Source organism: Brenneria sp. L4-2C, assembly GCF_040240335.1.
GTDB lineage: Bacteria > Pseudomonadota > Gammaproteobacteria > Enterobacterales > Enterobacteriaceae > Brenneria.
The window spans coordinates 91882-105748 of record NZ_JBEIAC010000007.1; the positions used below are offsets into that span (position 1 = coordinate 91882).

The 13867-nt window shown below is 55.0% G+C and carries 12 protein-coding genes; 4 read left to right on the plus strand and 8 right to left on the minus strand.

The features are described from left to right. Nucleotides 1-222 precede the first annotated feature (222 nt). Nucleotides 223-678, plus strand: coding sequence for a GNAT family N-acetyltransferase (locus ABRZ26_RS12475; RefSeq protein ID WP_319604574.1), 456 nt, complete (start codon nucleotides 223-225; stop codon nucleotides 676-678). A 47-nt stretch (nucleotides 679-725) separates the two neighbouring features. Here the strand turns inward: ABRZ26_RS12475 and ABRZ26_RS12480 are convergent, their stop codons facing one another. The 7 genes from ABRZ26_RS12480 to ABRZ26_RS12510 all read right to left on the minus strand — a co-directional run bounded on the left by ABRZ26_RS12480 (nucleotide 726) and on the right by ABRZ26_RS12510 (nucleotide 7571). After that, the gene (locus tag ABRZ26_RS12480) at nucleotides 726-1280 is read right to left on the minus strand and encodes a desulfoferrodoxin family protein (RefSeq protein ID WP_319604457.1); all 555 of its coding nucleotides are present in this window, start codon (nucleotides 1278-1280) and stop codon (nucleotides 726-728) included. Nucleotides 1281-1293: 13 nt separating this feature from the next. Further along, nucleotides 1294-2976 (minus strand): medium-chain fatty-acid--CoA ligase, encoded by a 1683-nt coding sequence (fadK, locus tag ABRZ26_RS12485; protein ID WP_319604458.1) that lies wholly within the window; start codon nucleotides 2974-2976, stop codon nucleotides 1294-1296. Nucleotides 2977-3055: 79 nt separating this feature from the next. Beyond that, entirely contained in the window at nucleotides 3056-3340 is a 285-nt protein-coding gene (locus tag ABRZ26_RS12490) for a ferredoxin family protein (protein ID WP_319604459.1), read from the minus strand. Continuing rightward, nucleotides 3337-4626, minus strand: coding sequence for an FAD-dependent oxidoreductase (locus tag ABRZ26_RS12495; RefSeq protein WP_319604460.1), 1290 nt, complete (start codon nucleotides 4624-4626; stop codon nucleotides 3337-3339). Before ABRZ26_RS12495 ends, ABRZ26_RS12490 begins: the two co-directional genes overlap by 4 nt. A gap of 51 nt (nucleotides 4627-4677) precedes the next feature. Continuing rightward, nucleotides 4678-5637, minus strand: a complete 960-nt coding sequence (locus tag ABRZ26_RS12500) for an electron transfer flavoprotein subunit alpha (protein ID WP_319604461.1) — start codon at nucleotides 5635-5637, stop codon at nucleotides 4678-4680. 12 nt (nucleotides 5638-5649) lie between these two features. Then, nucleotides 5650-6414: an electron transfer flavoprotein gene (locus tag ABRZ26_RS12505; protein ID WP_319604462.1), complete on the minus strand. Its 765-nt coding sequence runs from the start codon at nucleotides 6412-6414 to the stop codon at nucleotides 5650-5652. Between the two features lie 8 nt (nucleotides 6415-6422). Then, on the minus strand, nucleotides 6423-7571 hold the full coding sequence (locus ABRZ26_RS12510) for an acyl-CoA dehydrogenase (protein ID WP_319604463.1): 1149 nt from the start codon (nucleotides 7569-7571) through the stop codon (nucleotides 6423-6425). A gap of 684 nt (nucleotides 7572-8255) precedes the next feature. Here ABRZ26_RS12510 and ABRZ26_RS12515 point away from each other — a divergent pair. The 3 genes from ABRZ26_RS12515 to ABRZ26_RS12525 all read left to right on the plus strand — a co-directional run bounded on the left by ABRZ26_RS12515 (nucleotide 8256) and on the right by ABRZ26_RS12525 (nucleotide 12492). After that, nucleotides 8256-9425, plus strand: a complete 1170-nt coding sequence (locus ABRZ26_RS12515; RefSeq protein ID WP_319604464.1) for an acyl-CoA dehydrogenase family protein — start codon at nucleotides 8256-8258, stop codon at nucleotides 9423-9425. A gap of 185 nt (nucleotides 9426-9610) precedes the next feature. Next, nucleotides 9611-10906, plus strand: coding sequence for a CaiB/BaiF CoA transferase family protein (locus tag ABRZ26_RS12520; protein ID WP_319604465.1), 1296 nt, complete (start codon nucleotides 9611-9613; stop codon nucleotides 10904-10906). Between the two features lie 302 nt (nucleotides 10907-11208). Beyond that, entirely contained in the window at nucleotides 11209-12492 is a 1284-nt protein-coding gene (locus ABRZ26_RS12525; RefSeq protein ID WP_319604466.1) for an MFS transporter, read from the plus strand. A 94-nt stretch (nucleotides 12493-12586) separates the two neighbouring features. Here ABRZ26_RS12525 and ABRZ26_RS12530 read toward each other — a convergent pair whose 3' ends face one another. Next, nucleotides 12587-13762 carry a CaiB/BaiF CoA transferase family protein gene (locus ABRZ26_RS12530; protein ID WP_319604467.1) on the minus strand — a complete coding sequence of 392 codons (1176 nt, stop codon included), beginning with the start codon at nucleotides 13760-13762 and terminating at the stop codon, nucleotides 12587-12589. Between the last annotated feature and the right edge of the window lie 105 nt (nucleotides 13763-13867).

Sequence of the window (13867 nt, forward strand, 5' to 3'; positions counted from 1 at the left end):
TGGCGCTTGAGCCCCCTATGTCGGGCGCGTGCTACGACGTAGCATGGAAATGGCGGCATTGTGGCGCACGAAACTGCCTCTGAGTCCGCATAAAAATGTGACTAAGAGACAGCTGACAAGGGGGAGGCCGGGCGGGGGTAATTAAAGGTAAGATTTCGAACGTTGTCAGCAATCTGGCAGGATAAGTGAATGCATTGCAATAATGACGGGATAGAGGTGGGGATGAATCTGGTATGGCATGACTGGCAGGTCGGCGATCTGAATGTTAACGCACTGCATGATATTCTGGCGTTACGCAATCAGGTGTTTATCGTTGAACAGCGCTGTTCTTATCAGGATATCGATGGGCGGGATCTGGCGGTCGGCAACCGGCATATTACGGCCTATCATAACGGCCGACTGGCGGCCTATGCGCGGCTGCTGGCGCCCGGTTCGGGCAATGATGCCGTCACCATCGGCCGGGTGATTGTGGCGCCCGCCGCCAGAGGGCGGCAACTGGGTCATCTGCTGATGGAACATGCGCTGACGGCCTGCGCGCGCCACTGGCCGCAAAAGCCGCTTTACCTCTCCGCACAGGCTCACTTGCAGAATTTTTACGCCGGCTTCGGTTTTGTCGCCACAGGCGACGTGTATGACGAAGACGGCATTCCCCACATTGCGATGCGCCGCCCCCATTAACGACGATTCGGACGACGGCCGGTAACGCCGATCGTCGCATCGTCGGTCTAAAAGGCGTTCTTCCACAGGCCGTGCCGGTTGCAATACGCGTAGGCGATGAATCCCCGTTTGCAGTTGAATTTGCACTGGCTGCCCTTGCATATCGTGCGGTCGCAATAGACGTAGGCATCTTTTTCGGCGAGTGAAAAGATGGCCGCGGCCCTGTCGCCCGGCGCGATAAATTTGATTTGTCCGCCCTGGAACGTATAGAGATAAATCCATTCCAGATGATGATCGTTCTCCATCGGATGCGGCGGTAGGCCGACGGTGACGGACAAGGCGTTGGAGTCAAAACCGCCGGATACCACCATGGCGGGCAGATGTTGTCCGGCCTCGGCGTCGGTCGGCGACCGCGGCGTTAACTCGCTCATCGCTTCGCCGCAGCAGGCGAGGGATAATGCGCCGTCCCCGGCGAAGGGCTGTACCACCAGCCGGCGGCAGCGGGCGCAACGGTAAAAGAGCGGCGCGGCGGCGGAGAACGTCGGTTTCGTGCTGTTTTTTATCCGGGTTGAGGTTTTATGTCCGGCGCCGGTTCTTCCCGTACTTTTGTTGGCGGATACCATCGACAGCCCTCCGCTATGTTGCAACAAAGGGCGGGGGGGTAATAATGTGTTCCGCCGGCGTGTTGCGATCGTCCAGTCCGAGGCGATGAGCAATATCCTGCCGCAGCAGGTATTTTTTGGTCTTGCCCGAAGCGGTGCGCGGCAAACGATCGACGATCACCACATGCTCGGGGTATTTGTATTTGGCCACGCGTTTGCGGCTGAAAAACGTAATGACGTCACCCAGCGTCAGCGTGCGATACGGATGTTGCAATACCACATAGGCGCAGGCGCGTTCGCCCAGCCGCTCGTCCGGCATGGCGACCACCGCGGCTTCCCTGACCCGCGGGTGTTGCAGCAGGATCTCTTCCAGTTCCAGGCTGCTGATTTTTTCCCCGCCCCGGATGATCAGGTCTTTCTTCCGGCCGGTGATCTTGATATAGCCCGCCTTATCCATGCGGCACAAATCGCCGCTGTAGTACCAGCCCTCGTCGTCCAGTACGTCGGCGGTTAATGCCGGCTCATCCAGATACCCCATAAAAACGTTTGGCCCGCGGGAGGCTTCTTCGCCTTCTTCTCCGCACGGCACCGGCTGCCGGGCCTTATCGACGACTTTAATTTCGACGCCGGGCGTGGCGGCCCCGTCGGTATTAATGATGCGCGAGCGCGGCGCATCGGGTTCTACCATGGTGTGAGGGGCGCTTTCCGTTGCGCCGTAGACGCTGAAAACCGGGATCCCCGCCTGCAAGCACTCTTTGATGATTTTTTTCGGTATCGCCGTGCCGCCGCAGAGAAAAAAACGCAGCGAAGACAAATCGTAGCGCTGCTTTTGCAACGCGCACAAGATGTCATACAGAAAGGGCGTCGCGGCCATAATGCAGGTGCATTGCTCTCGTTCCAGCAGCGTCAGACATTGCGTCGGGTTGAAGATATCCAGCAGAACGCTGCGGGCGCCGATAAGAAAAGGCGCGGTGACGCCATGCAAAAAACCGGTGGCGTGCGCCAGCGGGGCGGGCATCAGAATCTTGTCCTGCCAGGTTAGATTCAGCGTGGCGTAGAAGGCGCGTTCGCTGGCGAGGATATTGTTGTGCGTCAGCATCACCCCTTTGGGAAACCCTTCGGTGCCTGAGGTAAATAACACGGCGGCCAGGCTGTCGCCCTGGGTCGGAATAGGCTGTTCCAGCGCCGGCGAATCCCGCAGGATTTTGCTTAATGACGGCTCTGACGTCGCGGGCGCCAGCTTATCGACGGCAATCACCTGCCGCAGGTAAGGCAGTTGGGCGCGCAGCGGGGCGATGACGGACGTCGGTTCGGCGTTTTTAAACCGTGTCGGCATAAATAACAGACGCGCCCGGCATTTGTTGAGTATCCAGGTGAGTTCCGATTCGCGATAGGCGGGAAGCAGCGGCACGGATACCGCGCCGACTTTCAGACAGGCCAGATAAATCATCGTGAACTCGCACCAGCCGGGGAGTTGAAACGCCACTCTGTCGCCGGGCCGGATGCCCGCGGCGAGCAGATAAGAGGCCAGGCGCGCCGCCGCGTTATCCAGTCGCGCATAGGTATAGTGCGCGCCGTGGTTATCGATGACGGCGCATTTTTCCGGCGCGGCGATGGCCGTCATATGCCAGTAATCCGCCAGCGACGCATCGCCCCAATACCCCATTTTCCGATACAGCGTTCTGCGCGCCGCATTAAATTTGATTGTGATGCTCATTGGTATTCCCCGGTTATGGGTTATCCGCCGTCGCCGTATTTTTTTTCATATACATCGCCGGCGTAGGCAGTAAAGGCCGTCAGCCAAAACGGTATTCGATGCCGAACGTACCCTGCGGGTATTCCCACTTCTCCAGGATGGTATCGCCGCACAGCACCCGGCAGGTGCCGCACTCCAGGCAGCCGGCGTAGTCGAATTGGATATTGCCTTCGGCGTCCTGTTTATACAGACCGGCGGGACAGGCGATAACCAGTTTTCTGAATTGAACCGGGTCGGGCGCGTCAACCAGCAGGATATGCGGATTGCTTTCATCCACCCGGAACTTATTGACCCCCAGCTTGATATCGACATTGACCTCGCTCATAGCGCGCGTACTCCGTTGAATCCGTCCTTCAGTAGATTGATCAGGCCGACCTGTCTGCCGCGCGCCCAGAGTTTCGCCGCAACGGATCGGCTCGGTTGACCGTCGATAACAAATAAATCGGACATCAGGTCGGCGGCCATGCGCGGGTATTGGTTGAATAGACGCGGGTTTTCCATCAGGGCGGGCAGCTTGCGGTAGCGCTGCATATCCTGCAACACGAAGCTCTGCTCCAACTGCCGGCTGTAGCCCATCAAACCGTCGGCGCTGAAATCTTGGGTCTGTTTTGCCTCGATGGCGGTGATGGCGGCCGCTTCCGCCGAGGCGATAGCCAGATCCATACCGCGCACGGTATAGCCCAGATTCAGGCAGAGACCGGCGGCGTCGCCGACGATCATTACGCCGTTGCCGACCAGCCGGGGCAGCATCGCCATCCCGCCTTCCGGCACCATATGCGCCGAATATTCCTGTAATGTTCCTCCCTGAATAAGCGGCCGGATAGCGGGGTGGCGCTTAAAATCCTCCAGCATTTGCGGCACGCTTTTGCGCGCCTTTTCGATATCCCCCAGCCCGCAAACCAGCCCGAGAGAAAGCGTGTCGCGGTTGGTATAAAGAAAGCCGCCGCCCAACAGCCCGTCCGACGGCGAGCCGGCGAACAGCCAGGCCGCTCCTTCGCCGGGGGGCAGGTTAAAGCGATCTTCCAGTTGCGATTGCGGCAGCGAGATCAGCTCTTTGACGCCAACCGCGAAGTGGTGCGGCGAGGGCGGCGCAACCAGGCCGATGTCGCGGCCAAGCAGGGAATTAACGCCATCGGCCAGAATGACGATATTGGCCGCCAGCGTATCCTCGCCCGCCTGTACGCCGGTAACCCTGGCGCCCTCTTTCAGCAGGGCGTCGACCCGGACGCCAGCGATAAACTGCGCGCCAGCGGCTTCCGCTTTTTCCATCAGCCAGGGGTCAAACGCGCCGCGCAACACCGTATAGGAGTGTTGCCGCGGCTGGTCTGGCTGCTCGGTATGAAAGTCCAGCGTGACGGCGCTTTCTTCGGTTAAAAATGAAATTTTTTCCCGGGTGACTTTCCTTTCCAACGGCGCTTCCTGCGCAAAGCCGGGCATGATTTTCTCCAGACTGTGGGCATAAAGACGCCCGCCGGTCATGTTTTTACTGCCGGGCGCGCTGCCGCGTTCTATCACCAGAACATCCAGCCCGGCTTTGGCCATCACGTAACCGGCGATGCATCCGGCGACGCCCGCCCCGACCACGATGGCATCGAATTTTTCTTCCGACATGCTTTCGGCTCCCCGGCCCGCGTCCGTTTTAGGTGGGCGGGCCGTTTATTATTAGCGATTTAGTTCTTCAATCAGGGCCGGCACCACCTTATAGATATCCCCCACCAGGCCGTAGTCGGCGTATTGAAAAATAGGCGCGTTCTTGTCTTTGTTGACGGCGACGATGGTTTTGGCGCCGTTGCCGCCGACCATATGCTGGATCTGCCCGGAAATGCCGAGCGCCAGATAGAGATCGGATTTCAGCAATACGCCGGACACGCCGATATAGCGCTCGCGCTCCATCCAGTGTTCGCCTTCGGCGATCGGCCGCGAACAGCCCACCTCGGCCTGAAGAAGCGCCGCCAGCTCCTGCACCATGCGCAGATCGTCCTGCGCCGCCAGACCCCGGCCGATGCCCACCACGCGTTTGGCTTTACTCAGATCCACGCTGCTGGCGGGTTTGCCCCGGCGTTCCTGGCAAACCATTTCCCGTCGGGGCGTGAGGTAGTCCGTTTGTATCACCTGGCAGGGGCGCGGCGCGCTTTCCGCCTGCGGTTCGAATACGCCGGCAGCCAGCGTGACGACGGCAATCGGGGTATTGATTTTTTCCCGGCCGAAAGCCAGACCGCCGTACATGCGGTGCTCGGCATAGATAGCGTCGTCTTCCACGCTAAGGGCGGTGGCGTCGTTAACCAGCGCGGCATCGAGCTGGATACTCAGTCTGGCCGCCAGCGCTTTGCCGCGTTTGGTCGCCGCCAGCAGGATCAGCGTGGCGGTCTGCGCATTGGCTTGCTCAACCTGATGCTTTATCGCGGCGGCAATGGTTTCCGCGTAATTTTCTATCCGCTGCAATGGCGTCGGCTCGGCCAGCCGATAGAGCGTATCCGCGCCCTGTCGCTGAATATGTTCGACGCTATCGGCGTGAGTCGCCAGCGCCGTCACCCGTTCTCCCAACTGACGTGCGCCGGCCAGCAGTTCGGCATAGCGATCGTTCTTGTCGCTGAACACCCATACATTGGTCAGTTTGCTCATGATGTCGTCCTCTTAGTTCAGCGCCTTACTCAGATAGTCGGCCAGTTGTCTGACGCTGGCGGGTGAGTCATCTTCCATGATGATGTGTTTACGCTCGGTCTGCGCCGGCGCAAAGACGCTGACCAGTTCGCTGTGCGGGGCGGCGGGCGTCCAGTCGATGTCGTCCGGGCGCCATTGCGTCACCGGCTTTTTCCCCGCGCCCAGAATGGCTTTCATCGAGGGGATCTTCGGCTCGTTGATATCGGAGGTGACGCACAGTACGGCAGGGAGGGAAATGTCCAGCACTTCCACTTCATCTTCCAGCGAGCGCTCCACCCTGACGCGGTCTCCCGTCGCCGCGATCGCGCTGACGGCGTTCAGGGTGGGCAACTGAAGCATTTCCCCCACCAGCAGGCCGACCTGCTGGGCATAGATATCGCCGGATCCTTCGCCGAACAGCAGCAGATCGAACCCGATCTTATTGGCGGCGGCGGCCAGCGCCTGCGCGGTATCGTAGGGCAGGGCGCGTTCCAGACGCTCGTCCTGCACCAGATAAAGCGCGTCGGGGCCGCGCGACAAAAGATCCTTGCGGACTTTGGAGTTTTCCAGCAGTTTGCCGCCGATACTGAGCGCCACGACCTCATCGTCTTCGCCGGCTAGCTGGATGGCGGCTTCCAGCGCATTCAGATCGAACTGGCTGATCTTGGCGTCGGCGCGATCGAAATTCAGCGTCCTTTCAGCCGTGATCACGATGTCCTGTTCTTCCTGCACCAGCTTGCAACAGGTGATGATTTTCATTATTCCCCCTATCTGCTTTCATACTGTTTCAGGATCTGCCGGCCGGCGATATACACCATGATTTCATCGGTGCCGCCGGTAATGCGGTTGACGCGAATATCGCGCCAGAAACGAGATATCCGGCTGTCGTCGGTGTAGCCCAGTCCCCCCAGGATTTGCAGCGCGTCGTCAACCACTTCGCCGGCCGCCTGCGTGCAATAGACTTTGCACATGGGTGAGGACGCGCGCAGCGACAATTCGTTGTCACACTCCCAGGCTACGCGGTAGACAAAGTTCTTCATATTCTGAATCTTGACGGCCATCTGGGTGAGCTTGAGCTGGATCATCTGGAACTGGCCGATGGGTTTGCCGAACTGAACGCGCTGGTTGGCGTAGCGGGCGGCATCTTCAAAAGCGCACTCGGCGACGCCGAGCGAGTGTGCGGCGATAACCAGGCGTTCAATTTCAAAGTTTTCCATCATATGGATAAAGCCGTAGCCTTCGCGGCCTACCATCGCGCTCTCTTCCAGTTCAACGTTGTCGAGGAAAACTTCACAGTTGCTGACCATATGCCAGCCGGCCTTATGCAGATCGTTGCATTTCACCCCTGGCGAATGGGGATCGAGCCACCAGAGGGTAAAGCAGTGTTTGGCGTCTTCCGGCTGCGGATTGCGGGCCAGCACCAGCATATAAGGAAAGTCTTTTGCGCCGGTGATAAAGGTTTTTTGTCCGTTCAGATACACTTTGCCGTTTTTTCGCGTATAGGTGGTGGCGATGCGATTGTTATCGGAGCCGGCCTGCGGTTCGGTAAAGGCCAGCGAGTAGGCGGGGAGCCCGCTCAGACTTGCCTCCGCGCTTTTCTGCAACTGCTCCGGGCTGCCGAAACGCAGCATATTGTGCATACACAGTCCGCCGGTCATGTTATAAGCCGGCGCGCCCAGGCGTCCCACCTCTTCTATCGCCAGTACCTGAGTCAGCATATCCGCCGGCACGCCGCCCAGCTCCTCCGGGATGCCCAGTAGACCGATTCCGCTTTCGGCTAAGGCGATAAAAAACTTATGGGGGAATGCGTGCGATTCATCGTAGGTTTTAAAGTATTCCTCAGGGAAATCGCGGTTAATCAATTCACGGATGCTTGCCAGCAGCAGCTCTTGTTCTTCCGTTAATTTAAAATCCATATGTCCCCCTGTTGATTGTTTTATCGCCGGCCTGGAAGTCCATAACGCCTCCTCGTTAGTCAGTGGCAATCACCGCGGCCCTATATAGGCAAGTTTGGCTTGATTACCCCGTACGCCGAAAATATTAAACGACGCTGACGGCGAGTTATTATTTTTTCCGCCAGGTCTCGCTTACCCTGTCAGGGTATATTTATAAAACGCTGTCAGCATAGGATAATTAGCGCGAATTAAACATTGACAATTAAAACCATTAACAGGACAAATTGGACATTGATATTAATCATAAGGTTATTATTGTCTTATTTGTGTTCGTGCATTTTATCAGGAAATGATTATATTTCCTTAATGTTGACCTATCTCTCAAATCAAGAAAGACTGTTATTTTTAAAATCTGTTTATTGATGGTTTTTCCTGGTTGTAATGCTTTGTTTTTTCAATGGTTATTAATTGTGGTTTGTTATTGTTTATTATGTTGGCGCGTTTTATCCAACTATTTGTCGTAAATGTCGGTTTTTAAATTCAATGCGATATTCTTATAATGTCCCACCATCTGCATAACCGGATACTATTTTTTAAACTGGCTCTATCAGAGGTCGCGCATTTTTATTAACACATATTTATGGCGATAGAAATGTAAGGTGCGCTGCCCATTATTTTAACCCCATGACAAACAGAGGTTAGTATATGGCCATACTATCAGAGCAAGAATTGGAAACCCTGAAGAAAAAAATCCGTAACGTGACCGAGAACGAACTTGAAGAATTACAGGAGGAGGCGGAAAGAACCAACGTATTCCCCGATGCCTATTACGATGTCATCGTTAAAAATGATCTGGTTCGGCTGAGCCTGCCTGAGGAGTATGGCGGTCTGGGACTTAACTGCGAGCAGTTTTTTGCCGTTATGGAAGAATTCAGCCGGGGGCCGGGCGGTATGCGTATGAACCTGCATTGCGCCAACGGACTTAGCTGGCGGATTTTGCGCGATCATGGCCCGGAGGATTTGAAAGCGGAGTGGTTGCCGCGACTGGCCGACGAAAGGGATTTTTATATCCTGTTCGCGCTGACTGAAGCCGACAGCGGTTCCGGCGCGGATATTCGCACCACCGCGGTCAGAAAAGGCGACAAGTATATTCTGAACGGCACCAAGACGCTGATTTCCCATACCGACATCGCCAAAGCCGCTTATGTCATCGCCGTAACCGACGAAACAAAACGTAAGAAAGGCGGTTTGACGGCGTTTATCGTTGATACCAATACGCCGGGTTACTACACCGATCCGATGCCGCACATGATGGGGTGTCGCGGCGCCGGCCATGCTGATTTACGCTTCGAAAATTGTGAAGTGCCGGCCCACAATATCCTGGGTAAGGAGGGCGATGGGCTGGATATCTTTATGGAAGCGCTGGCGCATTCACGCGCCATGGTCGCCGTCACTTGCCTCGGCTTGTCGCAGCGTTTTCTTGAACTGGCCATCAAACGCGCCGAAGACCGGGTGACATTCGGCAAACCCCTGGTCGCCCGGCAGGCGATACAACAAACGATTGCCGATATGGGAACTCAGGTTCATGCGCTACGCCTGATGCTACAGGACTGCGCCAGGAAGTTTGACCGTGGTGAAAGCATCGAAATGGTGTCGTCGATGTGTAAGCTCCACGGCATCGATACCGTACGCACCGTATCGGATAGCTGCCTGGAAATCTTCGGCGGCATTGGCTATTTCGAAGACAATCCCTATGGCCCGGTGGAAAGAATGTATCGCGATGCCAGAGCGCTATGGTTCGAGGAAGGCCCGCGTACCGTGCAACGCCTGACCATCGCGCGTCCCTTGATTGCCAGCGGCGGCGTGATTGTTTAATGCGCCTCATCGTATAACCGGGGAGGAATGGTTACGCCGAATGGCGCGGTCATTCCTCTTTTACCGGGGCGTCGGCGAACAGGCGGCTAAACGGCTCGTCAGTCGCGGGTGAAATAAACAGTAAAAGCAATGTATGGCTGAATATGTATAGCGGCCATGCGCCGACAGTCGTAATAGAGGAGAACATGAAAATGTCTAATATCGGGCTGGAAGGCATTAAGGTGGTGGATCTGACGGCTTATGTCGCGGGGCCGGCATGTCCGCGCATTCTGGGGGAGATGGGCGCCACGGTTTACAAGATAGAACCCTTTACCGGCGACGAGCAGCGTACCCAGGGCGCAAGTTGGGGGATGAATCACAAGACCAAGTTTGATGATGCCGCGTTCGACATGAGTTCCATGAACAAGAAGTGGCTCAGTATCAATTTGAAAAGCCCGGAGGGTCAAGCGCTGATCTACAAGCTGATCGGCGATGCGGATATCGTTATTACCAGTTTTCGGGACGGCGCGCTTAAACGGCTGGGTTTGGACTACGAAACCTTGAGCGGGAAGTTTCCTCACATCGTCTGGGGACAGATGCGAGGTTATGGCGAAAGAGGGCCGGAACGAGACGCGAAAGGCTTTGACGCCACGTCGTATTCTGCCCGCGGCGGGTTGGTGATGTCCTTTCCCCAGGCGAATGAACACTTTGAGCCGGGTAATGCCCCCATCGCCATTGGCGACTGGAACGCCTGCGTTGCATTGACCGCCGGCGTACTTGCCGCGTTGGTAAGAAGACTGAGAAGCGGCAAAGGCGACAAGGTGGTGGTCAATCTTTACCATTGCGCCGTCTGGGCCATGACCTCCGCCGTCGTTGCCCGTCAGCAGGGCGCCGAGTATCCAAAAGATCGGAAGAATGCGCCTTGCCCCACCAACAATTCATATAAAAGCCGGGATGGCATTTGGTTCATCATTTGCTTCGGCAACTATAACAAGTACTTCGAGCTGGTCATGACCACCATGGGGCTGGATCATCTGGTCGGCAACAAGGATTACGATACGCTGGAGGTTATCGGTGAAACCGGCGCGTACCGGCAGGTTATCAAGTGGATGGAAGAAGCCTTTGCGCAACAGGATTTTGCCTACTGGGAGACGTTGTTCAAAGAAAGGGATATTCCCTTCCAGAAGTGTTTTACCGTGGACGATATTCTTGAGGATCAGGAAGCGTTTGACAACGATATACTCAGGAAAATCCATTATGACGCCCTCGGGGAATATACCGTTACGACCACCCCGATCCGTATCAAGAGCGTAGGCGATCCGGTGCTCTACAGGTCCCGACCTATCGGTTACGACACGCGCGAAGTGATGCGTGAATATGGTTACTCCAATGAGCAGATTGACGCCATGACCACCGACGGCCAGGTGTTGTGTTATTCCGAAGAACCGGCGCCGGAAAGCGTACTCAACCCGAGTTTTGGCATCGACTCCATCAAACGCTGATATTCCTGCCGCCCGGTTAAGAAAAGGACTGTCCTGAAACAACATTTCTTCTCCATGGATGATTTCGCAAAAGCCGGTTAAACCGGCACGGATATTAACCCTTTAATGGCAATGGCTGTTTGGACGCCTATCTCCATAGGCCGTGTTATGGCGAAATATAATCATGAGAAAGGACGGGGGTAACGGCAGGCCGAAAATAATGGCTATGAGAAATCTTATTGCGGCAATCTCAATTCATTTAATGAATATGATTTTTGGGGTTTTCTGATTTTTTTTATGCCGAAAATATGGAGAAAATAATCATGACTTCAAAAATAGGAAATAAAAGATGGCGGATTATTATTCTGTTGACGCTTTGCTACCTGATTTTATATATGGACAGATCCTGCATGTCGATGGCCGGGCCGGAGATGATAAGGCACTTTGATTGGAGTGCGACGCAGTTTGGTTTGGTTTCGACGGCGTTTTTTATCGGTTATGTGTGTACGCAGATTCCGGGAGGATGGCTGGCAGACCGGTTCGGCGGCGGCAAGGTGGTTGTCATCGGCGCCTTATGGTGGTCTGTGTTCGTCTTTCTTACGCCTTTTGGCGCAACCATGGGGTTGATGTTGTTCATCCGTGTTGCGATGGGAATGGGCGAAGGGGTTTCTTTGCCTGCGATGACCTCAATTATCGCGCAGTGGGTACCCAAAAAAGAATCCGGGCTGGCGCAAGGATTAAGCATTATGGGCGTAGCCTTGGGGATTGCGATTACCATGCCGCTGTCGGCCTGGATCATAAAAGTCTGGGACTGGCAGACCGTGTTTTATTCTTTTGCTTTCTTAGCCCCTATTTGGGTTTTGCTTTGGTGGCGATACGGCAAAAATAAACCGGAGCAACATCCTACAATCACCGAAGAGGAAATAAAATATATCAGATCGGGCCAGGGCAGTTCGCCGAATAGCGGGGGGCAAGCCGCGATCTTGACCTCGAAAGATATTTTTTCGACGCTATCCGTGTGGACCGGCGCAATTTCATTTTTTTGCACCAACTATCTTTTTTATTTATTCATGACATGGCTGCCGACTTATTTTGTCAACGGTCGCGGCCTGGATTTAAGCACCAGCGCCATCTATACCATGATGCCGTACATCGTGGCGACATTCACCTACCCGATTGGCGGCTGGTTGGCCGATCGGGCTGCGGATAAATTGGGCGATAATATGGGACGCAAGTTATTCCCCCTCCTTGGGATGGTCGGCGCGGGCGTCTTGTTGATCTATGGCTCAAAAGCCGACAGCGCGTTGGCCGCGGTGACGTTGTTATCGGCCTCCAACGGGGTGTTATGTCTGACGATGGGGGGATACTACTCCATGCCGATCATCTTTTCTCCCAACAATGCCGGCAAGATCGTCGGTCTTTATGCCACCTGCGCCACAATAGGCGGTATTACGGCGCCATTTCTTACCGGTGTCGTCGTGGATGCCTATGGCTATACGCACGCTTTGTATCTGGGGGCGGCGATGTCCATTCTGGGGGCGGTAATTTTATTGACTAGCCAGGTTAAACCGATTTTACCTAAAGCGGCTCAGCGCCAGCTCGATTGAATGTCAACGAGGGGGGGCAAATCGCGTTGAGCATCCGACGGACACGGAGGCAGGCGGAAATATTCCGCTTACCTCCGTGATTGCTTATCCGCTTTCAAGAGGCAACCGTGACCACGCCGTCTTTGACCAGCGCGGCGATTTCTTCTTGCTTATAGCCAAGTCGCGCCAGTATTTCCCGCGTATGCTCGCCCAAAACCGGCGGCGGCGTTGCGGATTGGAGATCATGGGAAAGCTCGGAAAACTTATAGGGTATATCTGTTTGCAGCACTTTTCCGACGCCGGGATAGTCCACGTATTGCATAATGCCGCTGTTCTGGGCCACGATAGCCTCTACGGCTTCGCCTACATTCACCACCGGGACAATGCAGATATCCTTTCCTTTCAGCCATTCCCGCCATTCCATCAGGGTCTTGCCGGCGATGAGTTGTTCTATTCTTTCAAATTCCCCGGGGGCTTCATGGCGACGTAACATTTGTTTGGGAATTAAATCTTCGTTACCCGTTTCGATGCAGAACTGTCGCCAGAACTTATCCTCGACCATACCCAGAGACAGATACCCGCCATCTTTGGTCTTCAGGACATTGTAACAAAGGGCCGGGTATTCCAGCGTTTCGGCGGACACCTGATTGTTTTGGAAATGATAGCGGCTGGTGATCAAACTGAGCCACCAAAGCAGGCTGTCGAACATGGGGATATCGACTGACTGGCCGCGGCCGGTTTTCTCGCGCGCATACAAGGCGAGGGCAATGCCTTGCGCGGCGGTCATGGCCGATGCGACATCGCACAAATGAAACGGGGTTAATTTACCGCCGTTTACCGATAAATAACCGCTCATGGCTTGCAGATTAATATCGTGAAGCGCTGCCAGACTTAACGGCGATTCCTGGCCAAAACCGGATAATGAACAATAAATAATGCGAGGATTGATTTTATTAATGGCGTCGTAATCAATGCCCAGTCTTTTTGTTACCCCAGGGCGGTAATTCTCAATAATAATATCCGCCTCTTGCGCCAGTTGCAGAAAGATATCGTGGCCTTTTTCCGCTTTTAAATTAAGCGTCAAACTTTTTTTATTGCGACACAGGGCGGTAAAATAGTAGCTGACGTCATTTATTTTAGGCTCGTCGCCGCGACAAAAGTCTCCTTTTTTTTGTTCTTCCACTTTGATGACTTCCGCGCCCAGATCGGCGAACACTTGAGTCGCATAGCCTCCCGGTAAATATCTTGTCATGTCAATAACGCGCAATCCTGCAAATGCATTTTTTCCCATGTTAATTATCCTCCGAGTCTTGCCGCGGTCGTTGCCAACGCCCCTGCGCCAGAGTCATTGATTGGCGAACGCCTTTTTAACGTGCGGCGAACAGATATACCGAGC

Bases quoted from the DNA above. Each gene is read 5' to 3' on its own strand.
- ABRZ26_RS12480 (WP_319604457.1), bottom strand. From the start codon at position 1,280: ATGGTATCCGCCAACAAAAGTACGGGAAGAACCGGCGCCGGACATAAA.
- ABRZ26_RS12505 (WP_319604462.1), bottom strand. From the start codon at position 6,414: ATGAAAATCATCACCTGTTGCAAGCTGGTGCAGGAAGAACAGGACATC.
- ABRZ26_RS12530 (WP_319604467.1), bottom strand. From the start codon at position 13,762: ATGGGAAAAAATGCATTTGCAGGATTGCGCGTTATTGACATGACAAGA.
- ABRZ26_RS12525 (WP_319604466.1), top strand. From the start codon at position 11,209: ATGACTTCAAAAATAGGAAATAAAAGATGGCGGATTATTATTCTGTTG.
- ABRZ26_RS12490 (WP_319604459.1), bottom strand. From the start codon at position 3,340: ATGAGCGAGGTCAATGTCGATATCAAGCTGGGGGTCAATAAGTTCCGG.
- ABRZ26_RS12475 (WP_319604574.1), top strand. From the start codon at position 223: ATGAATCTGGTATGGCATGACTGGCAGGTCGGCGATCTGAATGTTAAC.
- ABRZ26_RS12495 (WP_319604460.1), bottom strand. From the start codon at position 4,626: ATGTCGGAAGAAAAATTCGATGCCATCGTGGTCGGGGCGGGCGTCGCC.
- ABRZ26_RS12500 (WP_319604461.1), bottom strand. From the start codon at position 5,637: ATGAGCAAACTGACCAATGTATGGGTGTTCAGCGACAAGAACGATCGC.
- ABRZ26_RS12515 (WP_319604464.1), top strand. From the start codon at position 8,256: ATGGCCATACTATCAGAGCAAGAATTGGAAACCCTGAAGAAAAAAATC.
- fadK (WP_319604458.1), bottom strand. From the start codon at position 2,976: ATGAGCATCACAATCAAATTTAATGCGGCGCGCAGAACGCTGTATCGG.
- ABRZ26_RS12510 (WP_319604463.1), bottom strand. From the start codon at position 7,571: ATGGATTTTAAATTAACGGAAGAACAAGAGCTGCTGCTGGCAAGCATC.
- ABRZ26_RS12520 (WP_319604465.1), top strand. From the start codon at position 9,611: ATGAAAATGTCTAATATCGGGCTGGAAGGCATTAAGGTGGTGGATCTG.